At 72.7% G+C, this 26,223-nt stretch carries 25 protein-coding genes; 17 read left to right on the top strand and 8 right to left on the bottom strand.

The genetic code is table 11. From position 1 onward, the window contains the following. Positions 1-131: 131 nt before the first annotated feature. Positions 132-971: a siderophore-interacting protein gene (locus ACGF4F_RS10980; RefSeq protein WP_357434798.1), complete on the top strand. Its 840-nt coding sequence runs from the start codon at positions 132-134 to the stop codon at positions 969-971. A gap of 62 nt (positions 972-1,033) precedes the next feature. Here ACGF4F_RS10980 and ACGF4F_RS10975 read toward each other — a convergent pair whose 3' ends face one another. After that, positions 1,034-1,690 (bottom strand): hypothetical protein, encoded by a 657-nt coding sequence (locus ACGF4F_RS10975; RefSeq protein WP_393076808.1) that lies wholly within the window; start codon positions 1,688-1,690, stop codon positions 1,034-1,036. 131 nt (positions 1,691-1,821) lie between these two features. Here ACGF4F_RS10975 and ACGF4F_RS10970 point away from each other — a divergent pair, with 131 nt between their 5' ends. The 6 genes from ACGF4F_RS10970 (at position 1,822) to ACGF4F_RS10945 (ending at position 7,810) form a co-directional block, all read left to right on the top strand. Then, positions 1,822-2,799, top strand: coding sequence for an ABC transporter ATP-binding protein (locus ACGF4F_RS10970; RefSeq protein ID WP_393076805.1), 978 nt, complete (start codon positions 1,822-1,824; stop codon positions 2,797-2,799). A gap of 76 nt (positions 2,800-2,875) precedes the next feature. Further along, positions 2,876-3,727 (top strand): ABC transporter permease, encoded by an 852-nt coding sequence (locus ACGF4F_RS10965; RefSeq protein WP_393076802.1) that lies wholly within the window; start codon positions 2,876-2,878, stop codon positions 3,725-3,727. Between the two features lie 10 nt (positions 3,728-3,737). After that, on the top strand, positions 3,738-3,986 hold the full coding sequence (locus ACGF4F_RS10960; RefSeq protein WP_357434801.1) for a helix-turn-helix transcriptional regulator: 249 nt from the start codon (positions 3,738-3,740) through the stop codon (positions 3,984-3,986). Positions 3,987-4,031: 45 nt separating this feature from the next. Further along, the gene (locus tag ACGF4F_RS10955; RefSeq protein WP_393076798.1) at positions 4,032-5,294 is read left to right on the top strand and encodes a phosphatidylserine/phosphatidylglycerophosphate/cardiolipin synthase family protein; all 1,263 of its coding nucleotides are present in this window, start codon (positions 4,032-4,034) and stop codon (positions 5,292-5,294) included. A gap of 86 nt (positions 5,295-5,380) precedes the next feature. Further along, a complete protein-coding gene (gene dnaG, locus ACGF4F_RS10950; protein ID WP_393076796.1) occupies positions 5,381-7,273 on the top strand; it encodes a DNA primase in 1,893 nt (630 codons plus the stop codon). Further along, the gene (locus ACGF4F_RS10945; protein WP_393076793.1) at positions 7,274-7,810 is read left to right on the top strand and encodes a hypothetical protein; all 537 of its coding nucleotides are present in this window, start codon (positions 7,274-7,276) and stop codon (positions 7,808-7,810) included. A 3-nt stretch (positions 7,811-7,813) separates the two neighbouring features. Here ACGF4F_RS10945 and ACGF4F_RS10940 read toward each other — a convergent pair whose 3' ends face one another. The 6 genes from ACGF4F_RS10940 to ACGF4F_RS10915 all read right to left on the bottom strand — a co-directional run bounded on the left by ACGF4F_RS10940 (position 7,814) and on the right by ACGF4F_RS10915 (position 15,192). Beyond that, a complete protein-coding gene (locus tag ACGF4F_RS10940; protein ID WP_393076790.1) occupies positions 7,814-8,782 on the bottom strand; it encodes a TAXI family TRAP transporter solute-binding subunit in 969 nt (322 codons plus the stop codon). Continuing rightward, positions 8,779-9,171 (bottom strand): roadblock/LC7 domain-containing protein, encoded by a 393-nt coding sequence (locus ACGF4F_RS10935; protein WP_387272597.1) that lies wholly within the window; start codon positions 9,169-9,171, stop codon positions 8,779-8,781. The genes ACGF4F_RS10940 and ACGF4F_RS10935 overlap by 4 nt, the downstream gene beginning before the upstream one ends. Then, entirely contained in the window at positions 9,168-11,615 is a 2,448-nt protein-coding gene (locus tag ACGF4F_RS10930) for a nitrate- and nitrite sensing domain-containing protein (RefSeq protein WP_393076787.1), read from the bottom strand. Before ACGF4F_RS10930 ends, ACGF4F_RS10935 begins: the two co-directional genes overlap by 4 nt. Before the next feature lie 64 nt (positions 11,616-11,679). After that, positions 11,680-12,699 carry a TAXI family TRAP transporter solute-binding subunit gene (locus ACGF4F_RS10925; RefSeq protein ID WP_357434807.1) on the bottom strand — a complete coding sequence of 340 codons (1,020 nt, stop codon included), beginning with the start codon at positions 12,697-12,699 and terminating at the stop codon, positions 11,680-11,682. After that, the gene (locus ACGF4F_RS10920) at positions 12,696-14,960 is read right to left on the bottom strand and encodes a TRAP transporter permease (protein WP_393076784.1); all 2,265 of its coding nucleotides are present in this window, start codon (positions 14,958-14,960) and stop codon (positions 12,696-12,698) included. Before ACGF4F_RS10920 ends, ACGF4F_RS10925 begins: the two co-directional genes overlap by 4 nt. Before the next feature lie 82 nt (positions 14,961-15,042). Next, entirely contained in the window at positions 15,043-15,192 is a 150-nt protein-coding gene (locus ACGF4F_RS10915) for a hypothetical protein (RefSeq protein WP_393076781.1), read from the bottom strand. A gap of 99 nt (positions 15,193-15,291) precedes the next feature. On the opposite strand from ACGF4F_RS10915, the gene ACGF4F_RS10910 reads away from it, so the two are divergent. Further along, positions 15,292-16,224, top strand: a complete 933-nt coding sequence (locus tag ACGF4F_RS10910) for an ABC transporter ATP-binding protein (RefSeq protein ID WP_393076778.1) — start codon at positions 15,292-15,294, stop codon at positions 16,222-16,224. Positions 16,225-16,308: 84 nt separating this feature from the next. Here ACGF4F_RS10910 and ACGF4F_RS10905 read toward each other — a convergent pair whose 3' ends face one another. Next, positions 16,309-16,545 (bottom strand): flavin reductase, encoded by a 237-nt coding sequence (locus tag ACGF4F_RS10905; RefSeq protein WP_073835572.1) that lies wholly within the window; start codon positions 16,543-16,545, stop codon positions 16,309-16,311. A gap of 516 nt (positions 16,546-17,061) precedes the next feature. On the opposite strand from ACGF4F_RS10905, the gene ACGF4F_RS10900 reads away from it, so the two are divergent. The 9 genes from ACGF4F_RS10900 to ACGF4F_RS10860 all read left to right on the top strand — a co-directional run bounded on the left by ACGF4F_RS10900 (position 17,062) and on the right by ACGF4F_RS10860 (position 26,142). Continuing rightward, positions 17,062-17,871 (top strand): Scr1 family TA system antitoxin-like transcriptional regulator, encoded by an 810-nt coding sequence (locus tag ACGF4F_RS10900; protein WP_393076775.1) that lies wholly within the window; start codon positions 17,062-17,064, stop codon positions 17,869-17,871. Then, positions 17,862-18,053, top strand: coding sequence for a DUF397 domain-containing protein (locus ACGF4F_RS10895; protein WP_393076772.1), 192 nt, complete (start codon positions 17,862-17,864; stop codon positions 18,051-18,053). Before ACGF4F_RS10900 ends, ACGF4F_RS10895 begins: the two co-directional genes overlap by 10 nt. Before the next feature lie 55 nt (positions 18,054-18,108). Beyond that, a complete protein-coding gene (locus ACGF4F_RS10890) occupies positions 18,109-18,297 on the top strand; it encodes a hypothetical protein (RefSeq protein ID WP_393076769.1) in 189 nt (62 codons plus the stop codon). 857 nt (positions 18,298-19,154) lie between these two features. Next, positions 19,155-19,919 (top strand): ABC transporter permease, encoded by a 765-nt coding sequence (locus tag ACGF4F_RS10885; protein WP_393076853.1) that lies wholly within the window; start codon positions 19,155-19,157, stop codon positions 19,917-19,919. Between the two features lie 11 nt (positions 19,920-19,930). Next, entirely contained in the window at positions 19,931-20,740 is an 810-nt protein-coding gene (locus ACGF4F_RS10880; protein WP_393076767.1) for an ABC transporter permease, read from the top strand. 61 nt (positions 20,741-20,801) lie between these two features. After that, positions 20,802-21,863, top strand: coding sequence for a YihY/virulence factor BrkB family protein (locus ACGF4F_RS10875; RefSeq protein ID WP_393076764.1), 1,062 nt, complete (start codon positions 20,802-20,804; stop codon positions 21,861-21,863). A 315-nt stretch (positions 21,864-22,178) separates the two neighbouring features. Further along, positions 22,179-23,357 carry an ROK family protein gene (locus ACGF4F_RS10870; RefSeq protein WP_357434814.1) on the top strand — a complete coding sequence of 393 codons (1,179 nt, stop codon included), beginning with the start codon at positions 22,179-22,181 and terminating at the stop codon, positions 23,355-23,357. Positions 23,358-23,419: 62 nt separating this feature from the next. Beyond that, complete coding sequence (locus tag ACGF4F_RS10865; RefSeq protein WP_357435288.1) at positions 23,420-25,033, top strand: sugar ABC transporter ATP-binding protein; 1,614 nt, start codon at positions 23,420-23,422, stop codon at positions 25,031-25,033. After that, positions 25,030-26,142 (top strand): ABC transporter permease, encoded by a 1,113-nt coding sequence (locus tag ACGF4F_RS10860; protein WP_357434815.1) that lies wholly within the window; start codon positions 25,030-25,032, stop codon positions 26,140-26,142. Before ACGF4F_RS10865 ends, ACGF4F_RS10860 begins: the two co-directional genes overlap by 4 nt. Positions 26,143-26,223 lie beyond the last annotated feature (81 nt).

Genomic DNA, 26,223 nt, shown 5'->3' with positions numbered 1-26,223 from the left:
CGGTAGTTGCTGCCTCTCCGTGTCGGCAAGGCGCACCATCCCCGATTTTGTCCGGATCTCCCCGGGCCCTGGCCTGGGGAGGGGCACGGGCGGAGGCGGCGGGGCTGGCGACTTAGGCTAGCCTAAGTGGCATGACGCAGCGCCCGAAGAAGGTCACCGCCGCCACGGTCGTACGGACCGAGCGGCCCACCCCGCACCTGGTCCGGCTGGTGCTGGGCGGGGAGGAACTGGCCGGCCTGCCGGTGGGCGCGTACACCGATCACTACGTCAAGTTCGTCTTCCCGCCGGCCGGGGTGAGCTATCCGCACCCGACGGACCTGGCCACCATCAAGCGGGAGTTCCCGGCCGCGCAGTGGCCGCGGCTGCGGGCGTACACGGTCCGGGCCTGGGATGCGGCGGCGGGCGAACTCACCGTCGACGTGGTGTACCACGGCGACCAGGGGCTGGCTGGGCCGTGGGCGGCCGGCCTGCGCCCCGGCGACCGGGTGCTGTTCACCGGCCCCGGCGGGGCGTACGCCCCGGACCCGACGGCCGACTGGCACCTGCTGGTGGGGGACGAGAGCGCGCTGCCGGCGATCGCCGCCGCCCTGGAGCGGCTGCCGGCCGGCGCGCCCGCGAAGGTCTACCTCGAGGTCGGCGGCCCGGCCGACGAGCTTCCGCTGACCAGCCTGGGTGCGGTCGAGCTGTGCTGGCTGCACCGCGCTGGCCGCCCGGTGGGCGAGGCGCTGGTCGAGGCGGTCCGGGCGCTGGACTTCCCGCCCGGCCGGGTGCACGCCTTCGTCCACGGCGAGGCCAGCGCCGTCAAGGAGTTGCGCCGGCTGCTGCGTGTCGAGCGCGGGGTGCCCCGGGAGGCGTTGTCCATCTCCGGCTACTGGCGGCGCGGCATGGACGACGAGGGCTGGCGCTCCACGAAGGCCGCCTGGAACGCGCAGGTGGAGGCCGAGGAAGCCACCGCCGCCCTGCCCGCCTGAGTCCGCCTCGCGGCGTACCGGGGCCGCCGCCGACCAGGTGGGCCGCGGCTCAACCCTCGTGATCAACCAGCCACCCGCGAGGGCGCGGCGAGCGAGCGGGTGGTGAGGACGGTGCCCACCTGGGCGGCGGAGCGGGCGACGCGGCGGCGGATTGCGCGCAGATGCCCGGCGACCGAGGCGGTGGCGACCATCACCGCGACCAGTGCCGCCAGCCAGACCGGTCCGCCGAGCAGCAGCACCGCCATGGTGGCGGCCAGGGCGACCAGCACGCTGTTCACCAGAGCGATCATGCCGGCCTGGCTGACCAGGTCGCGGAACCAGTGCCGGTGGAACGGCTCGGGCGCGAACGGACCCGCGTCGTCCAACGTCGGCATGATGATGAACGGGGTCAGGCCGGGCGCGCGGCGGGCCAGGTAGGTGCGGAGCACGGTGGCCGCGACCGCGTACCGGCGGCCCCGGTCGTTCAGCTCGACCTGGCGGGCGAAGACGAAGACCCCGAGCAGCAGGACCAGCAGGCCGAGCCCGGCCAGCACCGCCGGGCGGATCTGGCCGTCGGGCCGGCCGGTGGTGATCAGCCCGGCCGATACGGCGGTTGCTCCCGACGCCACCGCCAGGAAGAAGGTGAACCGGGCGCTGGACTGGTCGTGCACCGTGCGGCTCAGCTCGCGCAGGTGCTCGTACTCGGCGAGCGCGATGGTCAGCTCCGTGTCGTCGGCCATCCGGCGGTCCCCTCCCCGATCGCGGGTATCACCGTAGCCAAGATCGGCGAGAGTGGTGGGGGCGGCCTGTCACGCTTCCGACGGGGAGCGGGTGTGCCTCGACATGTAGTAGAGGTGCTACATTTCGCGGTATGACTGCGGTCGAACTACCGGGAGTCGCCCCGACTCCCCGCCCGCCCGACGAGGGCCTGGTCCTCGACGTCCGCGACCTGCGCATGCGGTACGGCACCGTCGACGTGCTGCACGGGGTCGACTTCACCGCCCGCCGCGGCGAGGTGCTCGCCCTGCTCGGGCCCAACGGCGCCGGCAAGACCACCACGATCGAGATCCTGGAGGGCTTCCGGATGCGCTCGGCCGGGGAGGTCCGCGTCCTCGGCACTGACCCCGGCCGGGGCGACGAGCGCTGGCGCGCCCGGATGGGGGTGGTGCTCCAGTCCTGGCGGGACCACGGCAAGTGGCGGGTCCGGGACCTGCTGGCCCACCTCGGCACCTTCTACGCGCCGTACGCCACGGACCGGATCAGTCGACCCTGGCCGGTCGACGAACTGCTGGCGACCGTCGGGCTCACGCCGCACCAGGGCAAGCGGGTGCACCAGCTCTCCGGCGGCCAGCGCCGCCGGCTGGACGTGGCGGTCGGCATCGTCGGCCGCCCGGAGCTGCTCTTCCTGGACGAGCCGACGGTCGGCTTCGACCCGGCCGCCCGGCGCGAGTTCCACGAGCTGGTGCACCGCCTCGCCGACCTGGACGAGACCACCATCCTGCTCACCACGCACGACCTGGACGAGGCGGAGAAGCTCGCCGACCGGATCCTCATCCTGGCCGGCGGCCGGATCATCGCCGACGGCTCGCCCGACGAGCTGGCCCGCCGGGTCGCCGGGGACGCGGAGATCCGGTGGACCCGGGACGGCGAGCGCTTCGTGCACGTCGCGGCCGACGCCACCGGCTTCGTCCGCGACCTGCTGCGCGAGCACGGCGACGGCGTGCAGGAGCTGGAGGTCCGTCGGGCCAGCCTGGAGGACGCGTACATGGCACTGGTCTACGAAGAGGAGTCCGGGGTCCGGGCCGGCACGGCGGCGGCCTCGGTGTGGCGGCAGGGGGATGACCGATGAGCGAGCGCCAGCGAGCGAATCATCAGCGCAGCGTCGTGGTGCCTCATGCCGGCGCCGAGCGGAGCGAGGTGGCGGCATGAACCCGACCACGGCGGCCGCCCGGGCCGGCGTCCAGCGCGGTGTGATCGAGCTGCGCAACACCTTCACCAACGCGCAGGACCTGTGGAACTACTTCTTCCCGACCGTCATCCTGCTGGTCACCATGTTCTTCATGCGCGGGGCGACCGTGCCCGGCACCTCCTTCTCCCTCGGCGCGCGCACGCTGCCCAGCGCGCTCGGCATGGGACTCGCGTTCGGCGGGCTGCTCGGCCTGTCCCAGCAGCTCATCGTCGACCGGGAGGACGGCACACTGCTGCGGGCCAAGGCGACGCCGAACGGCATGCTCGGCTACCTGATCGGCAAGATCGTCATGCTCTCGACGGTGGCGCTGATCGGGCTGGTCCTCCAGTTCACCCCGGCGCTGTTCTTCCTGGACGGGATCCGGCTGACCGACGGCGGCGCCTGGCTCACGATGGCCTGGGTGGTGCCGCTCGGGCTAGTGGCGACGCTACCGCTGGGCGCGGTGATCGGCTCGCTGATCGAGAACCCCCGCAACATGGGCTTGGTGGTGCTGCCCATCTTCGGCCTCATCGCGCTCTCCGGCATCTTCTACCCGCTCAACGGCTACCCCGGCTGGCTCCAGGCGGTCGCCCAGGCCTTCCCGATCTACTGGCTAGGGTTGGGGATGCGCTCAGCGCTGCTGCCGCCGGAGCTGGCAGCCGTGGAGCTGGGCGGGTCCTGGCGGCACCTGGAGACGCTCGGTGTGCTGGGCCTCTGGGCCGTGCTCGGGCTGACCCTGGCCCCGGTCGTGCTGCGCCGGATGGCCCGCCGCGAGTCCGGTTCCCGGGTCGCGGCGCGCCGTGAGAAGGCCATGCAGCGGGTGGGGTGAGAGGGCGTCGATGAGTGAGACCGTGCACAACCGCATCGCGGTGCTGCGCGCCGAGCGGGGCATCTCCCGGCGGCAGCTCGCCGACGCGCTGGGCGTGCACTACCAGACCGTGGGCTACCTGGAACGGGGCGAGTTCCGGCCCAGCCTGCACCTGGCGCTGCGGATCGCCGCGTACTTCGAGGTGCCGGTCGAGGTGGTCTTCTCCATCGAGCCGTTCCCGCGGATCGGGCAGGGCGCGGGGGCGGGCCGGTCGGCCTGATCGGGCACCTTGATCGAGCCGCCGTTTTGTCATAGAAACCTGTATATGAACCTTCGACGGCGCCTGCTCGCCGCCGCGCTCGCGCTTCCCCTCCTCGCCGTGGCCCCCGGTACGCCGGGCGTCGCCGCGCCGGGGGCGGGAAGCGCCGCGTCGGCCCCCGACCTGACCGATGACCTGACCGTGACCGCGACCTTCCCGGCGTACACCCGGTTCAACGTGCCCGCAGAGGACGGCACCCGGGACCGGGCCATCGAGGACGAGATCGTCGCGCTGGCCGACGGGGTGCCGGCCGGCTCCTACATCCGCGGCGCTATGTACAGCTGGACCTCCCCGGTGGTGGCCGACGCCCTCGCCCGGGCGGCCGCCCGTGGCGTGGTGGTCCGGGTGGTGGTGGACCGGGAGGGGGAGGGCAACGTCAACCTCGACCCGGCCAACGCGGCGATCCAGAAGCTGCGCGCCGCCAACCTCGACGACCTGGTCTTCTGCGGCAGCTCGTCCGCATCGGTCGCCGGGTCGAGCGCCTGCATCGCCAATCACTCGAATTCGATCAACCACAACAAGTTCTTCACCTTCTCCACGTCGGGGACGATGAAGCGGGTGGTGCTGATCAGCTCACAGAACCTGACGTTCTCGCAGAACAACCTCTTCAACAACGCCGTGGTGGTGCACGAGGACTACGACCTCTACGACCACTTCACCCGATACTTCAACAAGATGCGGGCCCAGCAGAAGAACAACGACTTCTACGCCGACGCGGACGGCTACTACAAGTCGCCGGACACCGGGGTCACCGTCTACCACTCGCCCCGGGCCAGCGGCGACACGGTCGCCAACGTGCTCAGCTACGTCACGAAGTACGAGAGTGGCTGCTCGGTGGAGGTGGCCCAGGCGTCGTTCACCAATCCGCGTACGGCGGTCGCCAGTGAGCTGCTGCGCATCGCCCGGCTCGGCTGCCAGGTCCGCGTCGTGTACGGCGCGATGGGCGACCAGGTCCACTCGATCCTGCGCGGCTCCGCCAACGTCCAGCTCAAGAAGTACTGGGACGCGGAGAGCAGCAACTACGACGGCCGGGTCGTCACCGTGCACTCGAAGTATCTGGTGGTGAAGGGGAGCTACAACGGCACCGCAGGGCGGACCATCGTCTTCACCGGCTCGCACAACCTCACCGGGCCGTCGCTGCGGGACCACGACGAGACGTTCGTGAAGATCGAGAACCCGACCGTCTCGGCGGACTACCGGGCCAACTTCGCCACCCTGTGGAGCCGGGCCAAGTGCGTCAACCCGGACAACGGCAGCTGCAGCTACTGACCGGCTGACTGCTCCGCCGGGGCACGGGCGGTGTCCGCCACACGCCCGTGCCCCCGGCCGCCGAATCGTCGGCCCGGCAGGGCAGGATGTACGCCGAGGGGGTGGCGGAGATGGCGGGGCGGATCCGGGACGAGGACATCGCGCTGGTCCGCGAGCGCACCTCGATCGCCGAGGTCATCTCCGACACGGTGACCCTCAAGTCGGCCGGCGGCGGCAACCTCAAGGGGCTGTGCCCGTTCCACGACGAGAAGAGCCCGTCGTTCAACGTCTCGCCCGCCCGCAACGTCTGGTACTGCTTCGGCTGCGGGGCCGGCGGCGACGCCATCAAGTTCCTGATGGACGCCGAGCACCTGAGCTTCGTGGAGTCCGTCGAGCGGCTGGCCGACCGTGCCGGCCTCCAGCTCCGCTACGTCGAGGACGACCGGTCGGCCCCGCGTAACCGGTCGCAGCAGGGGCAGCGGCAGCGGCTGGTCGCCGCGCACGCCGCCGCCGTCGACTTCTACCGCGCCCAGCTGAGCACCGCCGGCGCCCGCCCGGCCCGGGAGTTCCTGGCCCGGCGCGGCTTCGACCGGGCCGCCGCCGAGCGCTACGGCTGCGGCTTCGCCCCCGACGCCTGGGACCTGCTCACCAAGCACCTGCGGCAGCAGGGCTTCACCCACGACGAGCTGGTCACCGCCGGGCTGTCCCGCCCGGCCCGCTCGGGCAGCCTGATCGACCGGTTCCGCCGCCGGCTGCTCTGGCCGATCCGCGACCTCACCGGCGACGTGATCGGCTTCGGCGCCCGCAAGCTCTTCGACGACGACGACGGCCCGAAATACCTCAACACCCCCGAGACGCCGATCTACAAGAAGTCGCACGTCCTCTACGGCATCGACCAGGCCAAGCGGGAGATCGCCAAGCAGGGCAAGGTGGTCGTGGTCGAGGGCTACACCGACGTGATGGCCTGCCACCTGGCCGGGGTGAGCACCGCCGTGGCGACCTGCGGCACGGCGTTCGGCGCCGACCACATCGGCGTGCTGCGCCGGCTGCTGCTGGACACCGACGCGGTGGCCGGCGAGATCATCTTCACCTTCGACGGGGACGCCGCCGGCCAGAAGGCCGCGCTGCGCGCCTTCGAGGACGACCAGCGCTTCGTCGGCCGGACCTTCATCGCGGTCAGCCCCGACAACATGGATCCGTGCGAGCTGCGCCTGGCCAAGGGTGATCTGGCGGTCCGCGACCTGGTCGCCCGCCGCGAGCCGCTGGTCGACTTCGCGCTCCGCCACGTGATCAACCGGTACGACCTGGACACCGTCGACGGCCGGGTGGAGGCGATGCGCCGGGCCGCCCCGCTGGTCGCCAAGATCAAGGACCGGGAGAAGCGCCCCGAGTACGTCCGCAAGCTCGCCGGCGACCTCGGCATGGAGATCGAGCCGGTGCAACGCGCGGTGCTGACCGCCGCGTCCGGGCAACCGGCCGGTGAGCCGGCCGCTCCGGCCCGCTCCGGCCCGGCCGCGCCGACGGTGGACAGCCCGCAGTCGATGGTCGAACGGGAGGCGCTGAAGCTCGCCCTCCAGGAGCCGGTGCTGGCCGGCCCGATGTTCGACGCGGTGGAGGCGGGCGAATACCGGCACCCGGTGCACGTGGCGGTGCGGGCGGCCATCGCCACGGCTGGCGGGGCGGCGGCGGCCACCGGCGGCGCGGTCTGGATCGAGCAGGTCCGGGACGCCTGCGACGACCTGGCGGGCCAGGCGCTCGTCGGCGAGCTGGCTGTCGAGCCGTTGCGCATCGACGGCGAGCCCGACCCGCGCTATGTCACGGTGACCCTGGCCCAGCTCCAGTGGGGCTCGGTGACCGGCCGGATCAAGGACCTCAAGTCGAAGATCCAGCGGATCAACCCGGTGAGCAACAAGGACGAGTACTTCGCGCTCTTCGGTGAACTGCTCTCGCTGGAGCAGCACGCGCGGGCGCTACGCGAGCAGGCCGCCGGAGGGCTGTGAATGGGACTGTTCAACCGCAAGCCGAAGCTGCCGCCCGCCGCCCGCCCGCCGCTGGCCGCCGAGGAGCGGGTGCTCGCCTGGGCCGCCGCCGGCAACGGCGAGGGCGACGGCGTGCTGGTCGCCAGCAACCTCGGCCTCTGGCTGCCCGGCCGGGGGCACCGGATCGGCTGGCACGACATCCTCAAGGCGGTCTGGTCGGGGCGCGAGCTCACCGTAACCCTGGCCGAGCGGGTCACCGAGCGGGACGGCTACCTGGTGGTGGCGGACTGCCCCGCCGAGACCTACCTGCTGCTCGACCCGGGCGACCTGCCGCACCAGGTGCGGGCCCGGGTCACCCGCTCGGTGGCGTACACCAGTCACCACCCGGTGCCCGGCGGCGCGGGCCGGATCGCCGCCCGCCGGGTGCCCGGGGTGGACGGGCTGACCTGGACGGTCCGCTACGACCCGGGCACGGCCTCCGACGACGAGGCGGTGGCCGCCGAGACCGACCGGCTGGTCGCCGCCGCCCGGTCGGCCACCGCCCCCGCCGACGTCTGAGCCTCAGCCGGTGCGGTAGTAGCGGGCCGCGCCCGGATGCAGCGGGATCGGATCGGTGCCCGCCGCGCTGTCCCGGGTGAAGTTGGCCGCCTCGGGGTGCACCCTGATCAGCTCGTCCTGGTGCGCGAACAGCACCCGGGTCAGGTCGTACGCGAGCTGGTCCGGCATGTCCGCGGCGACCAGGATCACGTTCGACACGGTGATGGTCGGGGTGGCCGCCGGGGTGCCGTAGGCCTCCTTCGGCAGGGTCGCCGTGGTGTAGACCGAGCCGTACCGGGCGGCGAGCGGCTGGACCAGGTCGGTGAGCGGGAGCAGTTGGAACATCCCCGGCGCGCCGGCGAGCAGGTCCTTGATGCCCGGCGTGGGCAGGCCACCGGAGAAGAACATCGCGTCCAGGGTGCCCGCCCGCATCCGCTTCACCGTCTCCGGCAGCGACAGGTTGGCCCGCTGGATGTCCCGGTCCGGGTCGATCCCGGCGGCGGCCAGCAGCCGCCCGGCAATGATGTCGGTGCCGGACTTCGGCGAGCCGGTGGAGACCCGCTTGCCGCGCAGTTGGGCGAAGCGGTCGATCTTCCCGCCGGTCCGGACGATCACGTGGGTGTAGTTGCGGTAGACCCGGGCCAGCGCCCGTACCGGCTGCGGTTGGCCGTCGAACACGCCTCGCCCGTTGACCGCGTCCGCCGCCGTGTCGGCCAGGCTGAAGGCGATCTCCATGTCGCCGCCGGCGAGCCGGTTGATGTTCTCCACCGAGGCGCCGGTGGGTTCCGCCCGTGCCTCGTAGCCGGGCAGGTGCCGGCTGATCAGGTCCGCGTAGCCGCCGCCGAGCTGGTAGTAGACGCCGGTGGTGTTGCCGGTGGCGAGGAAGATCCGCCCGCCGTGCCACGCCCGCGGCCCGGGTTCGGCCGTACCGCAGCCGGCGACCAGAGCGGCCAGCAGCAGGGCGGCCGCCAGCCGAAGCGGGCGGCCGGTCACGGGCGGGCCGCCGGTTCCAGCGCCTCCGCCACCCGCTGGACCAGCATCGCCGTCTCGTAGCCGACCTGGCCCAGGTCGCAGCCGGGCGCGGCGAGCACGCCGAGCAACGCCCGCTCGCCGACCGCCATCACCAGCAGCACCCCGCCGTCCATGTCGAGGATCTGCTGGCGTACCCGGCCGGCGGACATCAGCCGGGCGGCGCCCACGCCCAGGCTCGCCAGCCCGCTGATCACGGCGGAGAGCTGGTCCACCTGCTCGACGGAGAGGTCGGGGGAGGCGGCCAGCCGCAGCCCGTCCTGGGACACCGCGAGGGCGTGTGACACGTCCGGCACCCGCTCGGCGAAGTTCGCCAGCAGCCAGTCGAGTCCGGCGGTCACGGATGAGGTCATGGGTTTCTCCCGGTGGGTGTGGTGTTCGGGGTACGCCGCATCGCGCTGGCCACGCCCTCGGCGAGCGCGGACAGGCGGGCCCGCACCACCTCCGGGTCGAGCAGGTCGTCGGCGGGTCGGGGCGGCGGGCTGGTGGCGGGCAGGGCTACGGGCAGCTGACCGCCCCGGGTCCGGCGCGGCAGCGCGGCCCCGGTGGCCGGTGACGGCACCGGCGAGCCGCCGGCCGGGCGGACCGTCGCCCCGCCCTGGTCGTGCCCGGCGGCCCCGGCTGGGGTGGCGCCGGGCGCCAGGATGGCGGCGCCGGGCGGCGGCACTGCGGCGACACCGCGTGCGGCCGGCGGGCGGGTCCCGATCACCGGTACGGCGACGGTGGGCGCGTCGGGCCGGCCGGCCGGATGCGGCGGGATGATGACCAGATCGCGGGCGTCGGTCACCGGCGTGGGGGCGGCGGGCCCGGACCGGAACCAGGGCGCGTCGCGGCCGGCGGTCGGCCGGCGGTCGGCCCGCCGGGTCGCCGACTCGACCCGGGTCAACGCGGACTCGGGCACCTCCACCTGGGCGACCGTGCCGGTGTCGGTGTGGTGCAGCTGCACCCGGATCCCGTGCCGGGCGGCCAGGTGGGCCACCACGTGCAGGCCCATGCTGCCGGCCGCGGCGCTGGAGAGCGTGGCCGGTGCGGCGAGCCGTTCGTTGATCTCGGCCAGCCGGCTTTCGCCGATGCCGATGCCCTGGTCGTGCACCCGCACCGTGACCCCGTCGACGGTGCGCCGCCCGTCCACCAGCACGGGTGCGTCCGGCGGGGAGTAGACGGTGGCGTTCTCCAGCAGCTCGGCGAGCAGGTGCACCAGATTGCCGACCGCCGCGCCGTGCACCGCCGCGGTCGGCACGTCCACCTCCACCCGGGGGTAGTCCTCGATCTCGGAGGCCGCCGCCCGGACCGCGTCGTCGAGGAGCAGCGCCCCCTCGTGCCCGCGGCCCGGCTCGCCCCCGGCGAGGACCAGCAGGTTCTCCCCGTTGCGGCGCAGGCGGGCGGCGAGGTGGTCCAGCGCGAAGAACCGGGCCAGCGCGTCCGGGTCGGTCTCCTCGCGTTCGAACTCGTCGAGCAGCCGCAGCTGGCGGGTGATCAGCGTACGGATCCGGCGGGCCAGCGCCTCGGCCATCCGGGTCACGTCCAGCCGCAGCTCGGCCTGCTCGCCGGCGAGCCGCAGGGCGGCCTTGTTCACCGTGTCGAACGCCTCGGCCACCTGGGCCACCTCGTCCCGGCCCCGGCGGATGCCGGCGGTCAGCCGGGTCGCCGTGCCGTCGCCCGGGCAGCCGTCGCCCGCGGCGATCGCGGTGATCCGTTCCGGCAGTTCCCGGTTCGCCATGGTGAGCGCGGCGACCCGCAGCCGGCGCAGCCGGCGGCTGGTGCGTACCGCCAGCAGCACGGCGGTGAGCAGTGAGGCGAGCGCGACGGCGGTGGTGCCGCCGGCGGTGAGCAGGGCGCGCTGCCGGGCGGTCCGGGCCAGCGCGGCAGCGTCCCGGTCGAGGCCCTCGGAGAGTTCCCGGCCGAGCAGGTTGTACCGGCGGATCGTGCCGCTCTGCGCCACGTACCAGGCGTCGCCGTCGGTTTTCAGCGCCTCCGGCCCGCCGTCGGTGTCGAGCACCTCGTCCCGCATCCGGCGGGCCGTCTCGATGTCGCCGCCGGCCAGGCGGTACCAGGCGGCGCGTGCCGGGCCGGTGGCGATCCGGAGGAACTCGGCCTGGCGCTGCTCCCGGGCGCCGCGCAACCGGCCGAGCCGAACCAGCTCGCCCCGGGCCAGGGCGCCCCGGACGAAGACGCCGCGCAGCAGGTCGCGTTCCAGGGCCGCCAGGTGCTCCTGGGTGGCCATCGTGGCCACCTCCCGGGCGCCGTTGGCCAGCTGGGCGTCGCGCAGCTGGGCCGGCAGGGCGTCGGCGACGGCGAGCAGCGAATCCACCAGCGTCACGTACGCCGGGTCGCCGCTGTCACCGCCGAGCGCGAGCCGGCGGGTGGGGCCGAGCTGGCTGAGCTGGCCGTCCGCGTCGTTGAGCACCGGAGCCAGGTCGGGGGCGGCCCGGCGGGCCTCACCGCTGGCGGACCGGTAGTGGTCGACGGCGGCGTCCACCCGCCGCCGTTGGGCGTCGACCAGCGGCCGGCCGGCCGTGCCACCGCGCTGGCGCAGCGCCGCCGTCTCGCCCCGCTCGCGTTCCAGCTCGTGCACCAGCCGGACGGTCGCGGTGGCCGTACCGGCGAGGACGCGGGCCCGATCGGCGTCGGCGGAGGCGGCCAGCGCGGCGTCGGTCTGGACGGCGCCGAGCACCACCAGGCCGACCGTCGCCACCAGGATGGGCGCGAGCAGTTGGGTGCGCACCGACCAGAGCCGGTGGGTATGGCCCGGCGGGCGGTGGTGCCGGCGTACGCGGCCGGGGAGGGGGAGCGGCACGGGGTCTCCCGGTCGGGGTAGGACGCCGGACCCGGACGTGGCGTCCGGGCCCGGCGTCGTCGGGTCAGCTCGCGCCCAGGTCCTTGAGCGCCTTGTCCGCCCCCCGGTGCAGCGGCACCGGTTCGGTCTTGCGGGCATTCTCCAGGCCGATCGCCTTGGCGGCCGGGTTGGCCTGGGCGAGGGCGTCCTTCTTCTCGAAGACGGTCCTGGTGATCGCGCACGCCACGTTGGCGTCGAGGTTGTCCCGGACCAGCAGCACGTTCGGCACCAGGATGGTCGGGGTGTCCGCGGCGGTCCGGTAGACGTCCTTGCCGATGGTCCCGGCCTGGTACGCCGGGTTCAGCTCGGCCATCTTGGGCAGCAGCGGGCTGAGGTCGAGGAACTTCACCTTGTCGCCGGAGGTGGTGAAGAGGTCGGTGAGGCCGCCGGTGGGCAGGCCGCCGGACCAGAAGAAGCCGTCGATGCTGCCGTCCTTCATGCCGTCGACGGTCTTGGTCAGGTCGAGCCGCTGCGCCTGGATGTCCTTGGCCGGGTCGAGGCCGGCGGCGGTGAGCAGCCGGTTCGCGATGACCTCGGTGCCGGACTTGGGCGAGCCGGTGGAGATCTTCTTGCCCTTCATGTCGGCGACCGAGGTGATCCCCGCGTCGGCCCGCACGACCACCTGGGTGTAGTTGTCGTAGATCCGGGCCAGCGCCTTCACCGGCTGCGGGGCGGTGAAGCTGCCCTTGCCCTGCACCGCGTTGACCGCGGTGTCGAAGAGCGAGAAAGCGACGTCGTACTGGCCGGCGACGAGCTGTTCGACGTTCTGCACCGAGGCGCCGGTCTCGGCGGCGGTCCCGGTGAGCTTGCCATCGGTGGTGGCCGAGAGCTGGCCGGCCAGCGCGTTGCCGACGACGTAGTAGACCCCGGTGGCGTTGCCGGTGGCGATGCCGACCCGGGTGTCCTTGGTGACCTTGCAGGTGACCTCGCTGGCGGCGTCGTCCGTCGCCGCCCCGTCCTGCCGGCCCCCGCACCCGGCGGCACCGGCCGCGACGAGGGCCAGCACTCCGACGCCCGCGGCAACCCGCGAGTTGATCCGTGTCATTCTCTCTCCTCCCCAGGAACCAGCTGTTTCGGCACCGACGGGGCGCCGGCGCGGCCGGCGGATCCACGTCGGACGAGCACACCCGCCACGGTCAGCGCGGCCAGCACGGCGCCGACCGTGACGGGCACGGGTTCGAGCCAGAGCAGCACCAGCCCGGCGACCGCGCCGACGATCCGCTCGGGCACGCCGGCCGGGCCGACGCCGGGCAGCCAGCCGCCGGCCGCCACCGCCAGCACGGTGACGCCGAGCGCGGAGACCACGCCGGCCACCAGGATCCGTTCCGCCCCGCCGATGCCGAGCAGCCCGAGACCGGTCGGCGTGATGACGAAGGCGATCGGGATCAGGTACGCCGGCAGCGCGTACCGGAGGGTCTGCCACATGGTCGGGACCAGCCGGCCGCCGGTCACCGCGGCGGCGGCCACCGCGGCGAGCGCGGTCGGCGGGGAGACCTCGGACAGCACCGCGAAGTAGAAGACGAACATCGCCGCGGCGGGGGCGGCGACGCCCAGGTTGAGCAGCGCCGGACCGATGATCACCCAGCCGATCACGAACGACGCGGTGACCGGCACGGCCAGGCCGAGCAGGCTGAGCGCGACGGCGGCGAGCAGCGCGGTGAGCGCCAGCACCACGGCCGGCTCGGAACTGACCGCCTGCGCCCCGCTCACCAGCAGTGCGGCGGCCTGCGGGCCGAGTCCGGTCTTGGTGGTGGTGGCGGTGATGATGCCGGCCGCGGCGCAGACCGCGCTCACCGCGAGCACCCCGCGTACGCCGCCGCGCAGCGCCTCGACCAGGCGGGCCGGGGTGAGCCGGTGGCGTCGGTCCAGGAAGGACAGCGCGGCGGCCAGCACGGTGGCGATCACCACGGCGCGGGTCGCCGAGGCGCCTGTCGCGAGCACCACGATGATCACGATGAGCGAGAGGAAGTGGTATCCGAAGCGGGCCAGCAGGCGCCAGGCGGAGCCGCTGTCGATGACCACCGCGCGGACGCCGGAGCGCCGGGCGTCGATCTCGACGGAGAGCAGGATGCCCAGGTAGTAGAGGATCGTCGGCACCGTCGCCCAGCCGAGCACCTGCAGGTAGGACACGCCCAGGTATTCGGCGATGATGAAGGCCGCCGCGCCCAGCGTCGGCGGGGACAGGATCGCGCCGACTCCGGCGGCGGCCAGCATGCCCCCGGCCCGCTCGGCGGGGTAGCCGGCGCGGCGCAGGATCGGCCAGGTGACCGCGCCGATGCTGACCGTGGTGGCCGCTCCGGAGCCGGACACGGTGCCGAGCAGGAAGCCCGAGGCGACGGCGGTCCGGCCGGCGGCGGTACGGGAGCGGCGGAACGCGGCGGCGGACAGCTCCACGAAGAACCGGCCGGCCCCGGAGAGGTCGAGTACCGCCCCGTAGATGGTGAAGAGCACGATGTACGAGGCGGCCACGTCCAGCGGGGTGCCGTAGAAGCCGCTGTCGGAGTTGTAGAACGCGTCGATGAGCTGCCCGAAGTCGAGCCCGGCGTGGGCCACCGCCCAGGACTGCGGCAGCAGCCCGCCGTAGTAGCCGTAGGCCAGGAAGAGCAGGCAGACGGCGGGGAGGATCCAGCCGGTGGTCCGCCGGCACGCCTCCAGCAGCAGGAGCATCAGCACGGTGCCCATCGCCACGTCCAGCGGCACGAGCAGGCCCTGCCGGTCGAGGAAGGCGTCGTAGCCGCCGCCGCCCGCGCCGAGCGTCACCGGCAGCACCGGGTAGAGGCAGCTCAGCAGCGCGGCCAGGGCCAGCAGCCAGTCGACGAGGGTGGGCCCGCCGCGCCGCGCGTCGTCGGCGGCCGGTGCGGTTGCGCCGTCCGCGACCGGGTCGCCCGCCGCCGGCGCGGTCGCGGGCCGCCGCCGCGGCGGCCGCACCCCTGACGGGTACGCCAGGAAGACCACCGGCAGGATGCCGGTCAGGAAAATGATCAGGTAGTACTTACTGCCCTGAGGGAGCGGAAAGAACACCTGCCAGAGGGCGAGCAGTGCGACCGCGACCGTGACTCCGGTGAACAGCAGCCCGACCGGTCCGGACAGGACCCGTCCCGGCTTTTCGTCCTCGAACTGGGCGGCGAGTTCCCGGGTGTCGCGGGGTGCGGCGAGCGGTGCGTCGTCGGCCCGCCGCGGCTTGCCGACCGCCCCGTCCTCGGGCGGGAGCGAAACCGGGACACTGTCCAGCTTGGACGCGGTGTCCTGCGGGCCGGTGGGCAGGGGCGTCGGCGCGGAGCCGTCGGACGGGCGAACGGGCGACACGAGGGGGCACGATACGCGAATAGTTCACATTATGGAACCATTGCCCGACGTGATTGCGCCAAGTAACGAGAATGGGTGGCAATTACTCGCTGCACACTTGTTTCGGAGCGATTTTCACGAATGTGTAGGCGGTCGACATTGCCGGGTGCTGGTTTTGCCCGTCGATCGGAGCGATCTGTCCGGATTGGCGGGTGATGTCCCAGGTGAAGGGGTCGGCGGTGCTGGCCGCCACGGCCGTCACTCCGAGTGATTGACGCTACGCCCAGTGTCCGGCATCCGTGGCGGCGGTTAACCGGTCGAGTCTGTCGGACCCGGCCGCTAGGGTCGGCCGGTGACCAGTGCTCAACCACTCATCCAGGCGCGGGGGCTGGTGAAGCGGTTCGGCGACTTCACCGCCGTCGACGGCATCGACGTGGCGGTGCACCCGGGCGAGGCGTTCGGCTTCCTCGGGCCGAACGGGGCCGGCAAGTCCTCGACCATGCGCATGATCGGCTGCATCTCCCCGCCCTCCGGCGGGGAGCTGAGCATTCTCGGCATGGACCCGGTCCGCGACGGTCCCGCGATCCGGGCCCGGCTGGGTGTCTGCCCACAGCTCGACAGCCTCGACCCGGAGCTCACCGTCCGGGAAAACCTCACCACCTACGCCCGCTACTTCGGCATCCCGCGCCGGGTCGCCCGCGAGCGGGCCGCCGAGCTGCTCGAATTCGTCCAGCTCACCGAGCGGGCCGACAGCAAGGTGGACCCGCTGTCTGGCGGCATGAAGCGCCGGTTGACCATCGCCCGCGCACTGGTCAACAACCCGGAGATCGTGCTGCTCGACGAGCCCACCACCGGCCTCGACCCGCAGGCCCGGCATTTGGTCTGGGAGCGGCTGTTCCGGCTCAAGCAGCAGGGCGTCACGCTGGTCCTCACCACGCACTACATGGACGAGGCGGAGCAGCTCTGCGACCGGCTGGTGGTGATGGACCGCGGCCGGATCGTGGCCGAGGGGTCGCCCCGCACCCTCATCGAGCGGCACTCCACCCGCGAGGTGGTCGAGCTGCGCTTCGCCGTCGAGTCGCAGGAGATGTTCGCCGGCAAGCTGAGCGGGCTGGGAGAGCGGGTCGAGGTGCTGCCCGACCGGATCCTGCTCTACGTGGCCGACGGCGACGCGGCGGCGGCCGAGGTTAGCGCCCGCGGCCTCGTGCCGGCCAGCGTCCTGGTTCGGCGCAGCAGCCTGGAGGACGTCTTCCTCCACCTCACCGGCCGCACCTTGGTCGACTGAGGTGCGTGCCGCCGATCGTTGACGCCCAGACTGCAGTCGTGGCGGCGTGTCGAGCTGCTGAGCTGCCAGCGACCACGGTTCGGCTCAACGGGCTCTGGCCCAGGTCAGGAAGCGGTCGGTCAGTCGCTGCGGCGGGAGCTGGCCAGTCAGGTCGGTCATGGCCTCATGCATCAGTGTGCCGAGGTAGATCAGCAGGCCGGTCCGGTTCTCGCGGTACTCGCCGAGCAGCGCCAGCCGGGCCGGGGAGCACGGCCACGCGGCGCCGCAAACCCGGCATCGCCAGGACGGGCGCGCCGCGACGTGCGGGCGGTAGCGGGGCATCAGTGCGTGCCCTCATCGAGCCCGTGCGGCTCCTGCGGTCCGCGCGGCTCCTGCGGTCCGCGCGGCTCCTGCGGTCCGCGCCGATCATGCGGTCTGCGCCGATCCTCCTCGGGTCCGCGCGGCGACGGTAGCCAGCGGCCCCCGTTTCGCCCGCCACTCCTGCGCGCGGGTCAGCCGCCCCGGGCGTCCCGGACCGTCGGTCGGGAACACCTCGGTCGGTGCGGTCGCCCACGTCGGGCGCGCGTTGGGGGTACGCCGGGGGAGCGTGGTGGGCGGCGTCGGGCGGCAGCGCCAGAACCTGAATCGCATGGGTGAGCCTCCGTCGGGGTGGGAGGGGGCGCCCTGGACCTCGTTGTCCGCAGGACGCCCCCGGCCTGGTTCCGCCCGCCGTCCGATTCCGTGAGCGGTTCCGCTGCGTGACAGTCTGCTGAGGACGCGACTACGGTGGGAGGTCCCGCGCGCCGACGACCAGCGCGTACGGCGGCCGGCCCGAGGCGGTACGAAGATGTACGGAGGGTGTCCGTGGAATGCTCGTCCATGCTGGACCACTTCGCGGAGGAACTGCGGCTCGCCCGGGCCACCAGTGGCATGTCGCAGAGCGCGCTCGCCGAGGCGTTGAGCTATTCGGGTGCCCTGGTCGCCAAGGTGGAGACCTCCGAGCGCCGGCCGAGCCTCGACTTCGCGCGCCGGTGCGACACCGTGTTCGGCGCGGACGGGCGGTTCGAACGCATCCAGCGGCGGATCAGCCGGGAGACCGTGGTCCCGTGGTTCCGCGACTGGGCCGGCATCGAGGCGGAGGCGACGGCGCTGCGTTCGTTCGAGCCGCTCTATGCGCCCGGCCTGTTGCAGACCGAGGCGTATGCCCGCGCCATCCATGTCGGCGGCGGGCTGTTCGCGTCCGACGAGATCGAGCAGCAGGTGGCGACCCGGCTGGACCGCCAAGCGGCGCTGACCCGCGATCGGCCGCCGCTGCTCACCGTGGTCATCGACGAGTACGTGCTGCGCCGCCGGATCGGCGGGCCGGAGGTGATGCGCGAGCAGTTGCTTCATCTGGTGAAGCTCGGCTCCACGCTGCCCCGGGTCCGAATCCAGGTCGTGCCGCTCTCCGCCGGGGCTTACGCTGGGCTCGGCGGCCCCTTCGTGATCGCCACCTTGCCAAGTGGAGAGGACCTCGTCTACGTGGAGGGGCAACTCCACGGGCAGGTGATCGACCGTCCCGAGTACGTGCGGCAGATGGTCGAGGTTTGGGAGTCGATCCGGGGCGAGGCAATATCGCAGCAGCAGTCCCTGAACCTGATAGCGGAAGTGGCGGAGACATGGACCTGAGCGGCGCCCGGTGGCGCAAGAGCACCCGCAGCAACGGCCAGGGCGGCAACTGCGTGGAGGTGGCCGACAACCTCCCCAGCCTGGTCGCCGTGCGCGATTCCAAGGACCCAGGCGGCCCTGCGCTGACCTTCGCCCCCGACGCCTGGCGCGCGTTCGTCGCACGGGTTGCCGAGCGGCCGTAGCGCGGTCGCCATCGGTGGTCCGCTTCGAGGGCGTTCAGGTTGGAGGGAGTCTGGTATGGCAGCGTTGTCAGATCCGTCCGCGATTCTCGCCGAGCGGTATCGCCTGGAGAAAGCGGCCTTGGCACAGCTGAAGGAATCCGGTGGCCGCTTCACGCCCGTGCGCTACTGGCTTGGCCGAGTACGGCTGGAGATCGTCTTCAACCGGCTTGTACACACGTCGATCTGGTTCGCGGCACGTCGGTAGTGGCCGTCCTCGTCGCTGGCTGAAGTCGACGATCACGGACGCCAGGTGGAGGTGGCCGTGGCGCTCACCCTTGGCCGAGCCGGATGGCTGCGGCAGGTCGGGCGGGTGGTGGTAGGCCCCGGTGGACGGCGGTAGGCCGGTGGACGGCGGTGAGTGGCGGTCGACGCGATGCCGGCGGGTGTGGCGTGATCCTTCTGCCTGTTTCGGCGGACCGGCCTGCCGTTCGCGGCGCCTGCCCTTGCCGAGGGGACGCTACGAACTTGATGACGTAAACGATTCAGCGGGGCAGGGTCGGCTGAACACGAAGGGCCGGCTGAACACGAAGGTCCGCTCAGCACGAAGGGTCCGCCCAGCCGGGAAGGGTCCGGCGACCCCGGTGACCGACCGGCCGACCGCGCGGCGCTCAGCACGCGCTGGTTCGGGGCTGTCGCCGTGCCCGGCGGCGGCCCCGAACATGTCCCGAAGGGCCTGCTCAGTCAGGAAGAGGCCGCCGGGAGAAAGTCAGCTCCGGCGGTGAATCATCTGAGTCATCAAGTTTGTAGGCGCAGCGGAGTTATGGCGCGGAGCAGTCCCCGAGGTCCGGCAGCGCCACCGGTCGGCCCGCCCATCGGCCGCACGGACGAGGGGGCGGACTGTGCGAGGCTGGCTGCCCGGCGGTGCGCGGAGCGCCGTCGGCGCAGCCGCCCGCAGGTTCCGGCGGGTGCCCGAGGGCCTGCGAGAGCGGAGAAACCGGCGCGACATCACGGATGACCCGTCGTAGGGTGGCCGGCGGTCTTGTCGTACCCGAGCGGTAGGAACGACGTGGACGGCGGACGGGGGTGGTCGACGTGAGCGTGGCGGAGCGGGCCGGGCCGGCGATGCCTCGGGTGCCGGCGCTGGCGGTGCTCGCGCATTACCTGGTCGGCTACCGGCGCACCTGGCGGGCGAGCGTCTTCTCGTCCTTCCTGCTGCCGGTGCTCACCGTGCTCGGCTTCGGCGTCGGCGTCGGCGCGTACGTCGACCGGGGTGTCGGCGGGGTGCCCTACCTCCACTGGCTGGTGCCCGGCCTGATCGCCTCCACCGCGCTCCAGATCGCGGTCGCCGAGTCCACCTGGCCGGTGCACAGCAACTTCCGCTGGATCCGGACCTACCACGCCCAGGTGGCGGCGCCGCTGCGGATCGGCGACATCCTCGCCGGCCATCTCGCCTACGTGCTGTTCCGGGTGCTCACCAGCACGGCGGCGTTCCTGCTCGTGACGGCCCTGTTCGGGGCGCTGCGGTCACCCTGGGCGGTGGCCGTCCTGCCGGTGAGCCTGCTGCTCGGCCTGGCCCTCGCCGCGCCGACCTTCGCGTTCAGCGCCGCCGTGCCCAGCGACAGCTACCTGGCCCTGCTGTTCCGCTTCGCGGTCATCCCGATGACCCTCTTCGCCGGGGTGTTCTTTCCGGTCGAGTCGCTGCCGGCGGGGCTGCGCCAGGTGGCCTACGCGACCCCGCTTTGGCACGGCGTGGATCTCTGCCGGGCCGCCACGCTGGGCGTCGCTCCGCAGTGGTCGATCACGGGTCACCTGCTCTACCTCGCCGCCTGGGCCGCCGCCGGCGGGCTGCTGGCCCGGCGCGTGTTCCGCCGCTCGCTCGTCGTCTAGGGGAGGATGTCGTGGTCAGTCTCGTCCTGCCCCGGCTGGTCAGCTTTGAGGGGGCACCGCGCCGCTCCGCCTCGGTCGCCGAGCGCAACCTCACCGCGCTGCGGAGCGCGTACTGGCTGGTGCTGCTCTCCGGTTTTCTGGAGCCGGTGCTCTACCTGTTCTCGATCGGGGTCGGGGTGGGCGCCCTGGTCGGCGACCTCACCCTGCCGAGCGGGCAGGTAGTGTCGTACGCCGCGTTCGTGGCCCCGGCGATGCTCGCCTCCTCGGCGATGAGCGGTGCGCTGTCGGAGACCACCTTCAACTTCTTCGGGAAGATGAAGTACATGAAGCTGTACGACGGGATCATCGCGACCCCGGTGCAGCCGTTCGAGATCGCCCTCGGCGAGCTGGGCTGGGCGATGACCCGGGGCAGCCTCTACTCCGCCGCCTTCCTGATGATCATGGTGGCGATGGACCTGACCACCGCCGCGCGGGCCGTTCTCGCCTTCCCGGCCGCGGTGCTGATCGGCTTCGCGTTCGGCGCGCTCGGCATGACCGTCTCCACCCTCCTGCGCAGCTGGCAGGACTTCGACCTGATGGGGTCAGCCCAGTTCACCCTCTTCCTCTTCTCCGGGACCTTCGTGCCCGCCGAGGCCTACCCGGCCGCGCTGCGTTGGGTGGTCGAGGTGACCCCGCTCTACCGGTCGGTGCACCTGATCCGGGAGGTCTGCGTGGGGATGTCCGGCTGGTCGTGGCTGCCGGACGTGGCCTACCTGCTGGCGCTGACCGCCGGGATGCTCGCGCTCGCCTCCCGACGGATGGGGAGGTTGCTCTACAAGTAGGCGGTTAACCGGCCTGCCGTCGGGCACTCGTGGGGACAACGCCGACCACGAGGGAGGGCCGATGGCCACCGACGAGTCTTCCGCCCGGAGCGGGCGGGACCGCCACGATTCGGGCACCACCGCGGGCGGACGGGACGGTTCGGGGCGGACCGGGCCGGTCGGCCAGGACGAGGGCCCGGAGCGCCCGACGGCGTTGCCGGGCACCGGGTGGCAGGCGGCGCTCAGGCGCACGGTCCGGGAGTTTCAGCAGGACAACCTGACCGATCGGGCGGCCGCGCTCACCTACTACGGGGTGCTCTCGATCTTTCCCGGCATGCTGGCGCTCATCTCGGTGGTGGGCCTGCTCGGCCCGGGTGCCGTCAAGGGCGTCAAGGAGACCCTCGACCAGACGGCGCCGCAGCCGACCATCCGCCACATCATCGACATCGCGATCGCTCAGGCGGGCAGCTCGGGCGGCCTGGCCAGTATCGCCGCGATCGTCGGTGTGCTGGGCGCCTTCTGGTCGGCCTCCGGCTACATCGCCGCGTTCATGCGTGCCTCCAACACGATCTACGACGTGCCGGAGGGCCGGCCGATCTGGAAGACGCTGCCGATCCGGCTCGGGGTGACCTTCCTGGTCGGGGTGATGCTGCTGGCCGCCTCGGTCATCGTGGTCTTCACCGGCAAGCTGGCCACGCAGGTGGGCGGCGCGATCGGCCTGGGCTCGACGGCCGTGACCGTATGGAACATCGCCAAGTGGCCGGTGCTGCTGATCCTGGTGAGCCTGATGTTCGCCATCCTCTACTGGGCCTCGCCGAACGCCCGCCACGGTGGCTTCCGCTGGGTGAGCCCCGGCGGCGTGCTGGCCGTGGTGATCTGGCTGGTCGTGTCCGCGCTGTTCGCCCTCTACGTCGGCAACTTCGGCTCGTACAACAAGACGTACGGGTCGGTGGCCGGCGTGATCGTCTTCCTGATCTGGCTCTGGCTGACCAACATCGCCATCCTGCTCGGCGCGGAGTTCGACGCCGAGCTGGAGCGGGGTCGCGCCATCGCGGCCGGGCACCCCGCCGAGTCGGAGCCGTACGTCGAGCTGCGCGACGACCGCAAGCTCAGGAATAAGCGCAAGCCTCCCACCGGCCGCTGACTCGGCCGCGCCGCCCTTCCCGCCGCCCCCGCCGCCCCCGCCGCGCCCGTGGCACCCGGGGCGGTGGCGGTCGGGCGAGCCATGGTTCAGCCAGATGGCCGACCAGGCGCTGTCGGGCGATCACGCCACGCTGTCCATTGAACTGAAGAGGATCACGCTTTTCGTGATCCACACCCCGGCTTTTGTTCACATGGACAAAAGTTTGGATCAGATGTGCCGAAGCTATGGACACGTGACCCGGAAGACTCCTACTGTGTCGGACACGACACGTCGCCGTTGCGTCGATGTGAACCACTCCGATGCGGAGGTGTGCCGGTGCGGACTGTGGACCCCCTGCACGTACGACTCCTGCGACTGCTCCGGGACGAAGGGGCGGTGTCCCGGGCCGAGCTCGGCGACCGCCTGCAGATGCCCCGCCCCCGCCTGCTCGCCGAGTTGGAGCGGCTGGTCGGGCTCGGGTACGTCGCCGAGGCGGGGCTGGCCGCGTCCCGTGGCGGACGGCGCTCCACGCTGGTCGAACTGAGCCCACACCTGCGCTTCGCCGCGGTCGACCTGGGCGCCAGCTCGATCGACGTCGAGGTGGTGAACGGCCGGCTCGAGCCGGTGGCCGCGTACACCGAGGCGGCCGACATCCGCTCCGGCCCGAAGGTGATCCTGCAGCGGGTCAGCGAGCTGCTGCACAAGGCCAAGGTGGACGGCGCGTACGAGCGGCTGGACGCGGTGGGCATCGGCGTCCCCGGGCCGGTGAGCTTCCGGGACGGCGTGCCCGTCTCGCCGCCGATCATGCCGGGCTGGGACCGCTTCCCCGTGCGCGAGGTGCTCACCCGCGAGCACGGCTGCCCGGCGGTGGTCGACAACGACGTGAACATCATGGCGATCGGTGAGCGGCACGGCGGGGTCGCCCACTCGGTGGACGACTTCCTGCTGATCAAGATCGGCACCGGTATCGGCTGCGGCATCTACCTCAACGGCGAGGTCTACCGGGGCACCGACGGGTGCGCCGGCGACATCGGCCACATCCAGGTCGACCCGAATGGTCCGATGTGCTCCTGCGGGAACCTCGGCTGCCTGGAGGCCGTCTTCAGCGGCGCCGCGCTGGCCCGGGAGGCCACCGCGGCGGCCCGGGCCGGGGTGTCCCCGGCGCTCGCCGACCGGCTGGCCGCGCGGGGCACGGTGACCGCGCTGGACGTGGCGCAGGGGGCGGTCGAGGGGGACGTCACCTGCATCCAGCTCATCCGCGACGGCGGCCGCCGGGTCGGCAGCGTGCTGGCCGGGCTGGTGAGCTTCACCAACCCGTCGATGATCGTGATCGGTGGTGGGCTCGCCCAGCTCGGCCACATCCTGCTCGCCGAGATCCGCAGCGTGGTCTACCGCCGGTCGCTGCCGCTGGCCACCGGCAACCTGCCGGTCGTCCTCTCCGAGCTCGGCCACCGGGCCGGGGTGGCCGGCGCCGCCGTGCTCGCCAGCGACCTGGCCTTCGGGGAGGCGTCATGACGACCCGGCACGAAGACGGGGCCGTTCCGGGACGGCGCGGGGCCGGTGGGGCCGGCCAGGGGATGCGCGCCGTCCCGGAACCGCCCGCCGCGCCGGCGGACAGCAAGGAGGCCGACGTGACAAAGCCGCTGGTGGCGGCCCCCGCCGACACCGTCGCGGGCGAGGTGGTCCTGCGCCTCACCGACGTCGTCAAGACCTTCCCCGGGGTACGCGCGCTGGACGGGGTGCAGCTGGAGGTCCGGGCCGGCGAGGTGCACTGCCTGCTCGGTCAGAACGGCGCCGGCAAGTCCACCCTGATCAAGGTGCTCGCCGGGGTGCACCGGCCGGACTCCGGCGAGGTCGAGTGGCGCGGTGAGCCGGCGAGCTTCGCCAACCCGCAGGCCGCGATGCGGGCCGGGATCGCCACCATCTACCAGGAGCTCGACCTGGTCGAGGACCTGTCGGTGGCGGAGAACGCCTTCCTCGGCCACGAGCCGCGCCGGCTCGGCTTCGTCCGCCGCGGCCACATGGCCCGGCGTACCCGGCAGATCCTGGCCCGGCTCGGCCACCCGGAGATCCCGCCCGGCCGGCTGGTCCGGCACCTGCCCGCCGCCGGCAAGCAGATCGTCAGCATGGCCCGGGCGCTCTCCCACGAGGCCCGACTGATCATCATGGACGAGCCGAGCGCCGTGCTCGCCCACGACGAGGTGGGCAATCTGTTCCGGATCATCCGGGAACTCACCGCGCAGGGCATCGCGGTCATCTACATCTCGCACCGGCTGGAGGAGATCCGCGAGATCGGCGACCGGGTCACCGTACTCAAGGACGGCCGGACCACGGCGGCGAACCTGCCGGCCCGCGACACCCCGACCAACGACCTGGTCGCCCGGATGACCGGGCGGACCATCGAGTACGTCTTCCCGGAGCGCCCGGCCGACGAGACCGCCGGCGCGGAGCTGTTGCGGGTCGACGGGCTGACCCGGTCCGGGGAGTTCGCCGACGTGTCGCTGGCCGTGCGGGCCGGGGAGATCGTCGGCATTGCCGGGCTGGTCGGCTCCGGCCGCTCGGAGCTGCTGGAGACCATCTACGGCGCCCGGCGGGCGCACGCCGGCACGGTCCGGATGGGCGGCCGGACGCTGCGCCCGGGCAGCGTCGGCGCGGCGGTACGGGCCGGCATGGGCATGGCCCCGGAGGAGCGCAAGAGCCAGGCGCTGCTGCTCGGCGAGCCGATCTACCGCAACGTCACCCTGGCGACCTTTGGCCGGTACGCCCGCCTCGGCTTCACCGACGCCCGCCGGGAACGGGCCGAGGCGGACCAGATCGCCGACTCCCTGGAGTTGCGGCCCCGTGACGTACGCCGGCCGGTGCGCACCCTCTCCGGCGGTAACCAGCAGAAGGTGGTGGTCGGCCGGTGGCTGCTCGGGGACACCCGGCTGCTGCTGCTCGACGAGCCGACCCGGGGCGTGGACGTGGGCGCCCGGGCCGAGCTGTACCAGGTCATCCGGGCCCTCGCCGCGCGGGGCGTCGGGGTGCTGCTGGTCTCCAGCGAGGTGCCCGAGGTGCTCGGCCTGGCCGACCGGGTGCTGGTGATGCGGGAGGGCCGGGTGGTCCGGGAGGCCCCGGCCGGCGAAATCGACGAGAACACCGTGCTCGACCTCGTCATGGCGGGGTCCCTCATGGAAGGCGCGCCGGCATGACCGAGACGACACCTACGGCCACACCGGAACGGGCGGCGGGGCTGCCGGCCCAGTCGCCGCCGGTCGACCAGGCCGAGACCGCGAAGGCCGAGCCGCCGGCCCGGCTCTCCTGGTGGCGCGGTGACGGGGGCGAGGGCGCCCGGCGCAACCTCGGCCTGCTGGCCACCCTGCTGGTGCTGGTCGTCATCGGCATCCTCACCCGGCCCGACCTCTACGGCAACGCGAGCTGGGTGTGGGGCAACACGCTCACCATCCTCAAGCTCGCCTCGGTGGTCGGGGTGGTCACCGTCGGGATGACCTTCGTGATCATCGGCGGCGGCATCGACCTGTCGGTCGGCGCGATCGTCGCGCTCGCCGGGGTGTGGTCCACCACGCTCGCCACCCAGAGCTACGGCGCCGGCGGCATGATCTTCAGCGCGCTGACCGTCGGGCTCGCGGTCGGCCTGGTCAACGGCCTGCTCATCTCGTACGGGCGGCTGGTGCCGTTCATCGCCACGCTGGCCATGATGGTCGCCGCCCGCGGCCTGGCGGCCGAGATCTCCGACAAGCAGACCCAGGTCTCGAACGACACCTTCATCAACGGCATCGCCAGCACGAACGTGCTCGGCATCCCGCTGCTGGTCTACATCCTCGCCGCGGTGGTGGTGGCCGGCTGGGTGCTGCTCAACCGCACCACCTTCGGCCGCCGCACGGTGGCGGTCGGCGGCAACCCGGAGGCGGCCCGGCTCGCCGGCATCAACGTCCGCCGGCACACCCTGCTGCTCTACGCGCTCTCCGGGCTGTGCTGCGGCATCGCCGCGGTCATGCTCACCTCGCAGGCCACCTCCGCGCAGGCGGCCATGGCCAACCTCTACGAACTGGACGCGATCGCCGCCGCGATCATCGGCGGCACGCTGCTCAGCGGCGGGCGCGGGACCATCGTCGGCTCCCTGCTCGGCGTAATCATCTTCTCCACCATCACCAACCTCTTCGCCATCAACGGCCTCTCCACCGAGGCCCAGAACATGGTCAAGGGCGGCATCATCGTCGCCGCCGTCCTGGTCCAGCAGGTCCAGTTCGGCAGCCTCACCCAGTTCCTCCGCCGCAACCGGGCCACCAGCACCACCTGATCCGACCGCGACACCGGCGGCCACCTCGACAGCGACGGTGGCCGGGCCCAGCACACCCATTTTCACCCCACCACCTCATCC

Origin of the sequence: Micromonospora sp. NPDC047740 (genome assembly GCF_043204735.1) — a bacterium.
GTDB lineage: Bacteria > Actinomycetota > Actinomycetes > Mycobacteriales > Micromonosporaceae > Micromonospora.
This window is presented reverse-complemented; position numbering and strand designations above follow the sequence as displayed.

Bases quoted from the DNA above. Each gene is read 5' to 3' on its own strand.
- ACGF4F_RS10960 (WP_357434801.1), top strand. From the start codon at position 3,738: ATGAGTGAGACCGTGCACAACCGCATCGCGGTGCTGCGCGCCGAGCGG.
- ACGF4F_RS10975 (WP_393076808.1), bottom strand. From the start codon at position 1,690: ATGGCCGACGACACGGAGCTGACCATCGCGCTCGCCGAGTACGAGCAC.
- dnaG (WP_393076796.1), top strand. From the start codon at position 5,381: ATGTACGCCGAGGGGGTGGCGGAGATGGCGGGGCGGATCCGGGACGAG.
- ACGF4F_RS10980 (WP_357434798.1), top strand. From the start codon at position 132: ATGACGCAGCGCCCGAAGAAGGTCACCGCCGCCACGGTCGTACGGACC.
- ACGF4F_RS10885 (WP_393076853.1), top strand. From the start codon at position 19,155: ATGCCTCGGGTGCCGGCGCTGGCGGTGCTCGCGCATTACCTGGTCGGC.
- ACGF4F_RS10865 (WP_357435288.1), top strand. From the start codon at position 23,420: ATGCGCGCCGTCCCGGAACCGCCCGCCGCGCCGGCGGACAGCAAGGAG.
- ACGF4F_RS10965 (WP_393076802.1), top strand. From the start codon at position 2,876: ATGAACCCGACCACGGCGGCCGCCCGGGCCGGCGTCCAGCGCGGTGTG.
- ACGF4F_RS10860 (WP_357434815.1), top strand. From the start codon at position 25,030: ATGACCGAGACGACACCTACGGCCACACCGGAACGGGCGGCGGGGCTG.
- ACGF4F_RS10905 (WP_073835572.1), bottom strand. From the start codon at position 16,545: ATGCCCCGCTACCGCCCGCACGTCGCGGCGCGCCCGTCCTGGCGATGC.
- ACGF4F_RS10935 (WP_387272597.1), bottom strand. From the start codon at position 9,171: ATGACCTCATCCGTGACCGCCGGACTCGACTGGCTGCTGGCGAACTTC.
- ACGF4F_RS10875 (WP_393076764.1), top strand. From the start codon at position 20,802: ATGGCCACCGACGAGTCTTCCGCCCGGAGCGGGCGGGACCGCCACGAT.
- ACGF4F_RS10895 (WP_393076772.1), top strand. From the start codon at position 17,862: ATGGACCTGAGCGGCGCCCGGTGGCGCAAGAGCACCCGCAGCAACGGC.
- ACGF4F_RS10970 (WP_393076805.1), top strand. From the start codon at position 1,822: ATGACTGCGGTCGAACTACCGGGAGTCGCCCCGACTCCCCGCCCGCCC.
- ACGF4F_RS10925 (WP_357434807.1), bottom strand. From the start codon at position 12,699: ATGACACGGATCAACTCGCGGGTTGCCGCGGGCGTCGGAGTGCTGGCC.
- ACGF4F_RS10890 (WP_393076769.1), top strand. From the start codon at position 18,109: ATGGCAGCGTTGTCAGATCCGTCCGCGATTCTCGCCGAGCGGTATCGC.
- ACGF4F_RS10945 (WP_393076793.1), top strand. From the start codon at position 7,274: ATGGGACTGTTCAACCGCAAGCCGAAGCTGCCGCCCGCCGCCCGCCCG.
- ACGF4F_RS10955 (WP_393076798.1), top strand. From the start codon at position 4,032: ATGAACCTTCGACGGCGCCTGCTCGCCGCCGCGCTCGCGCTTCCCCTC.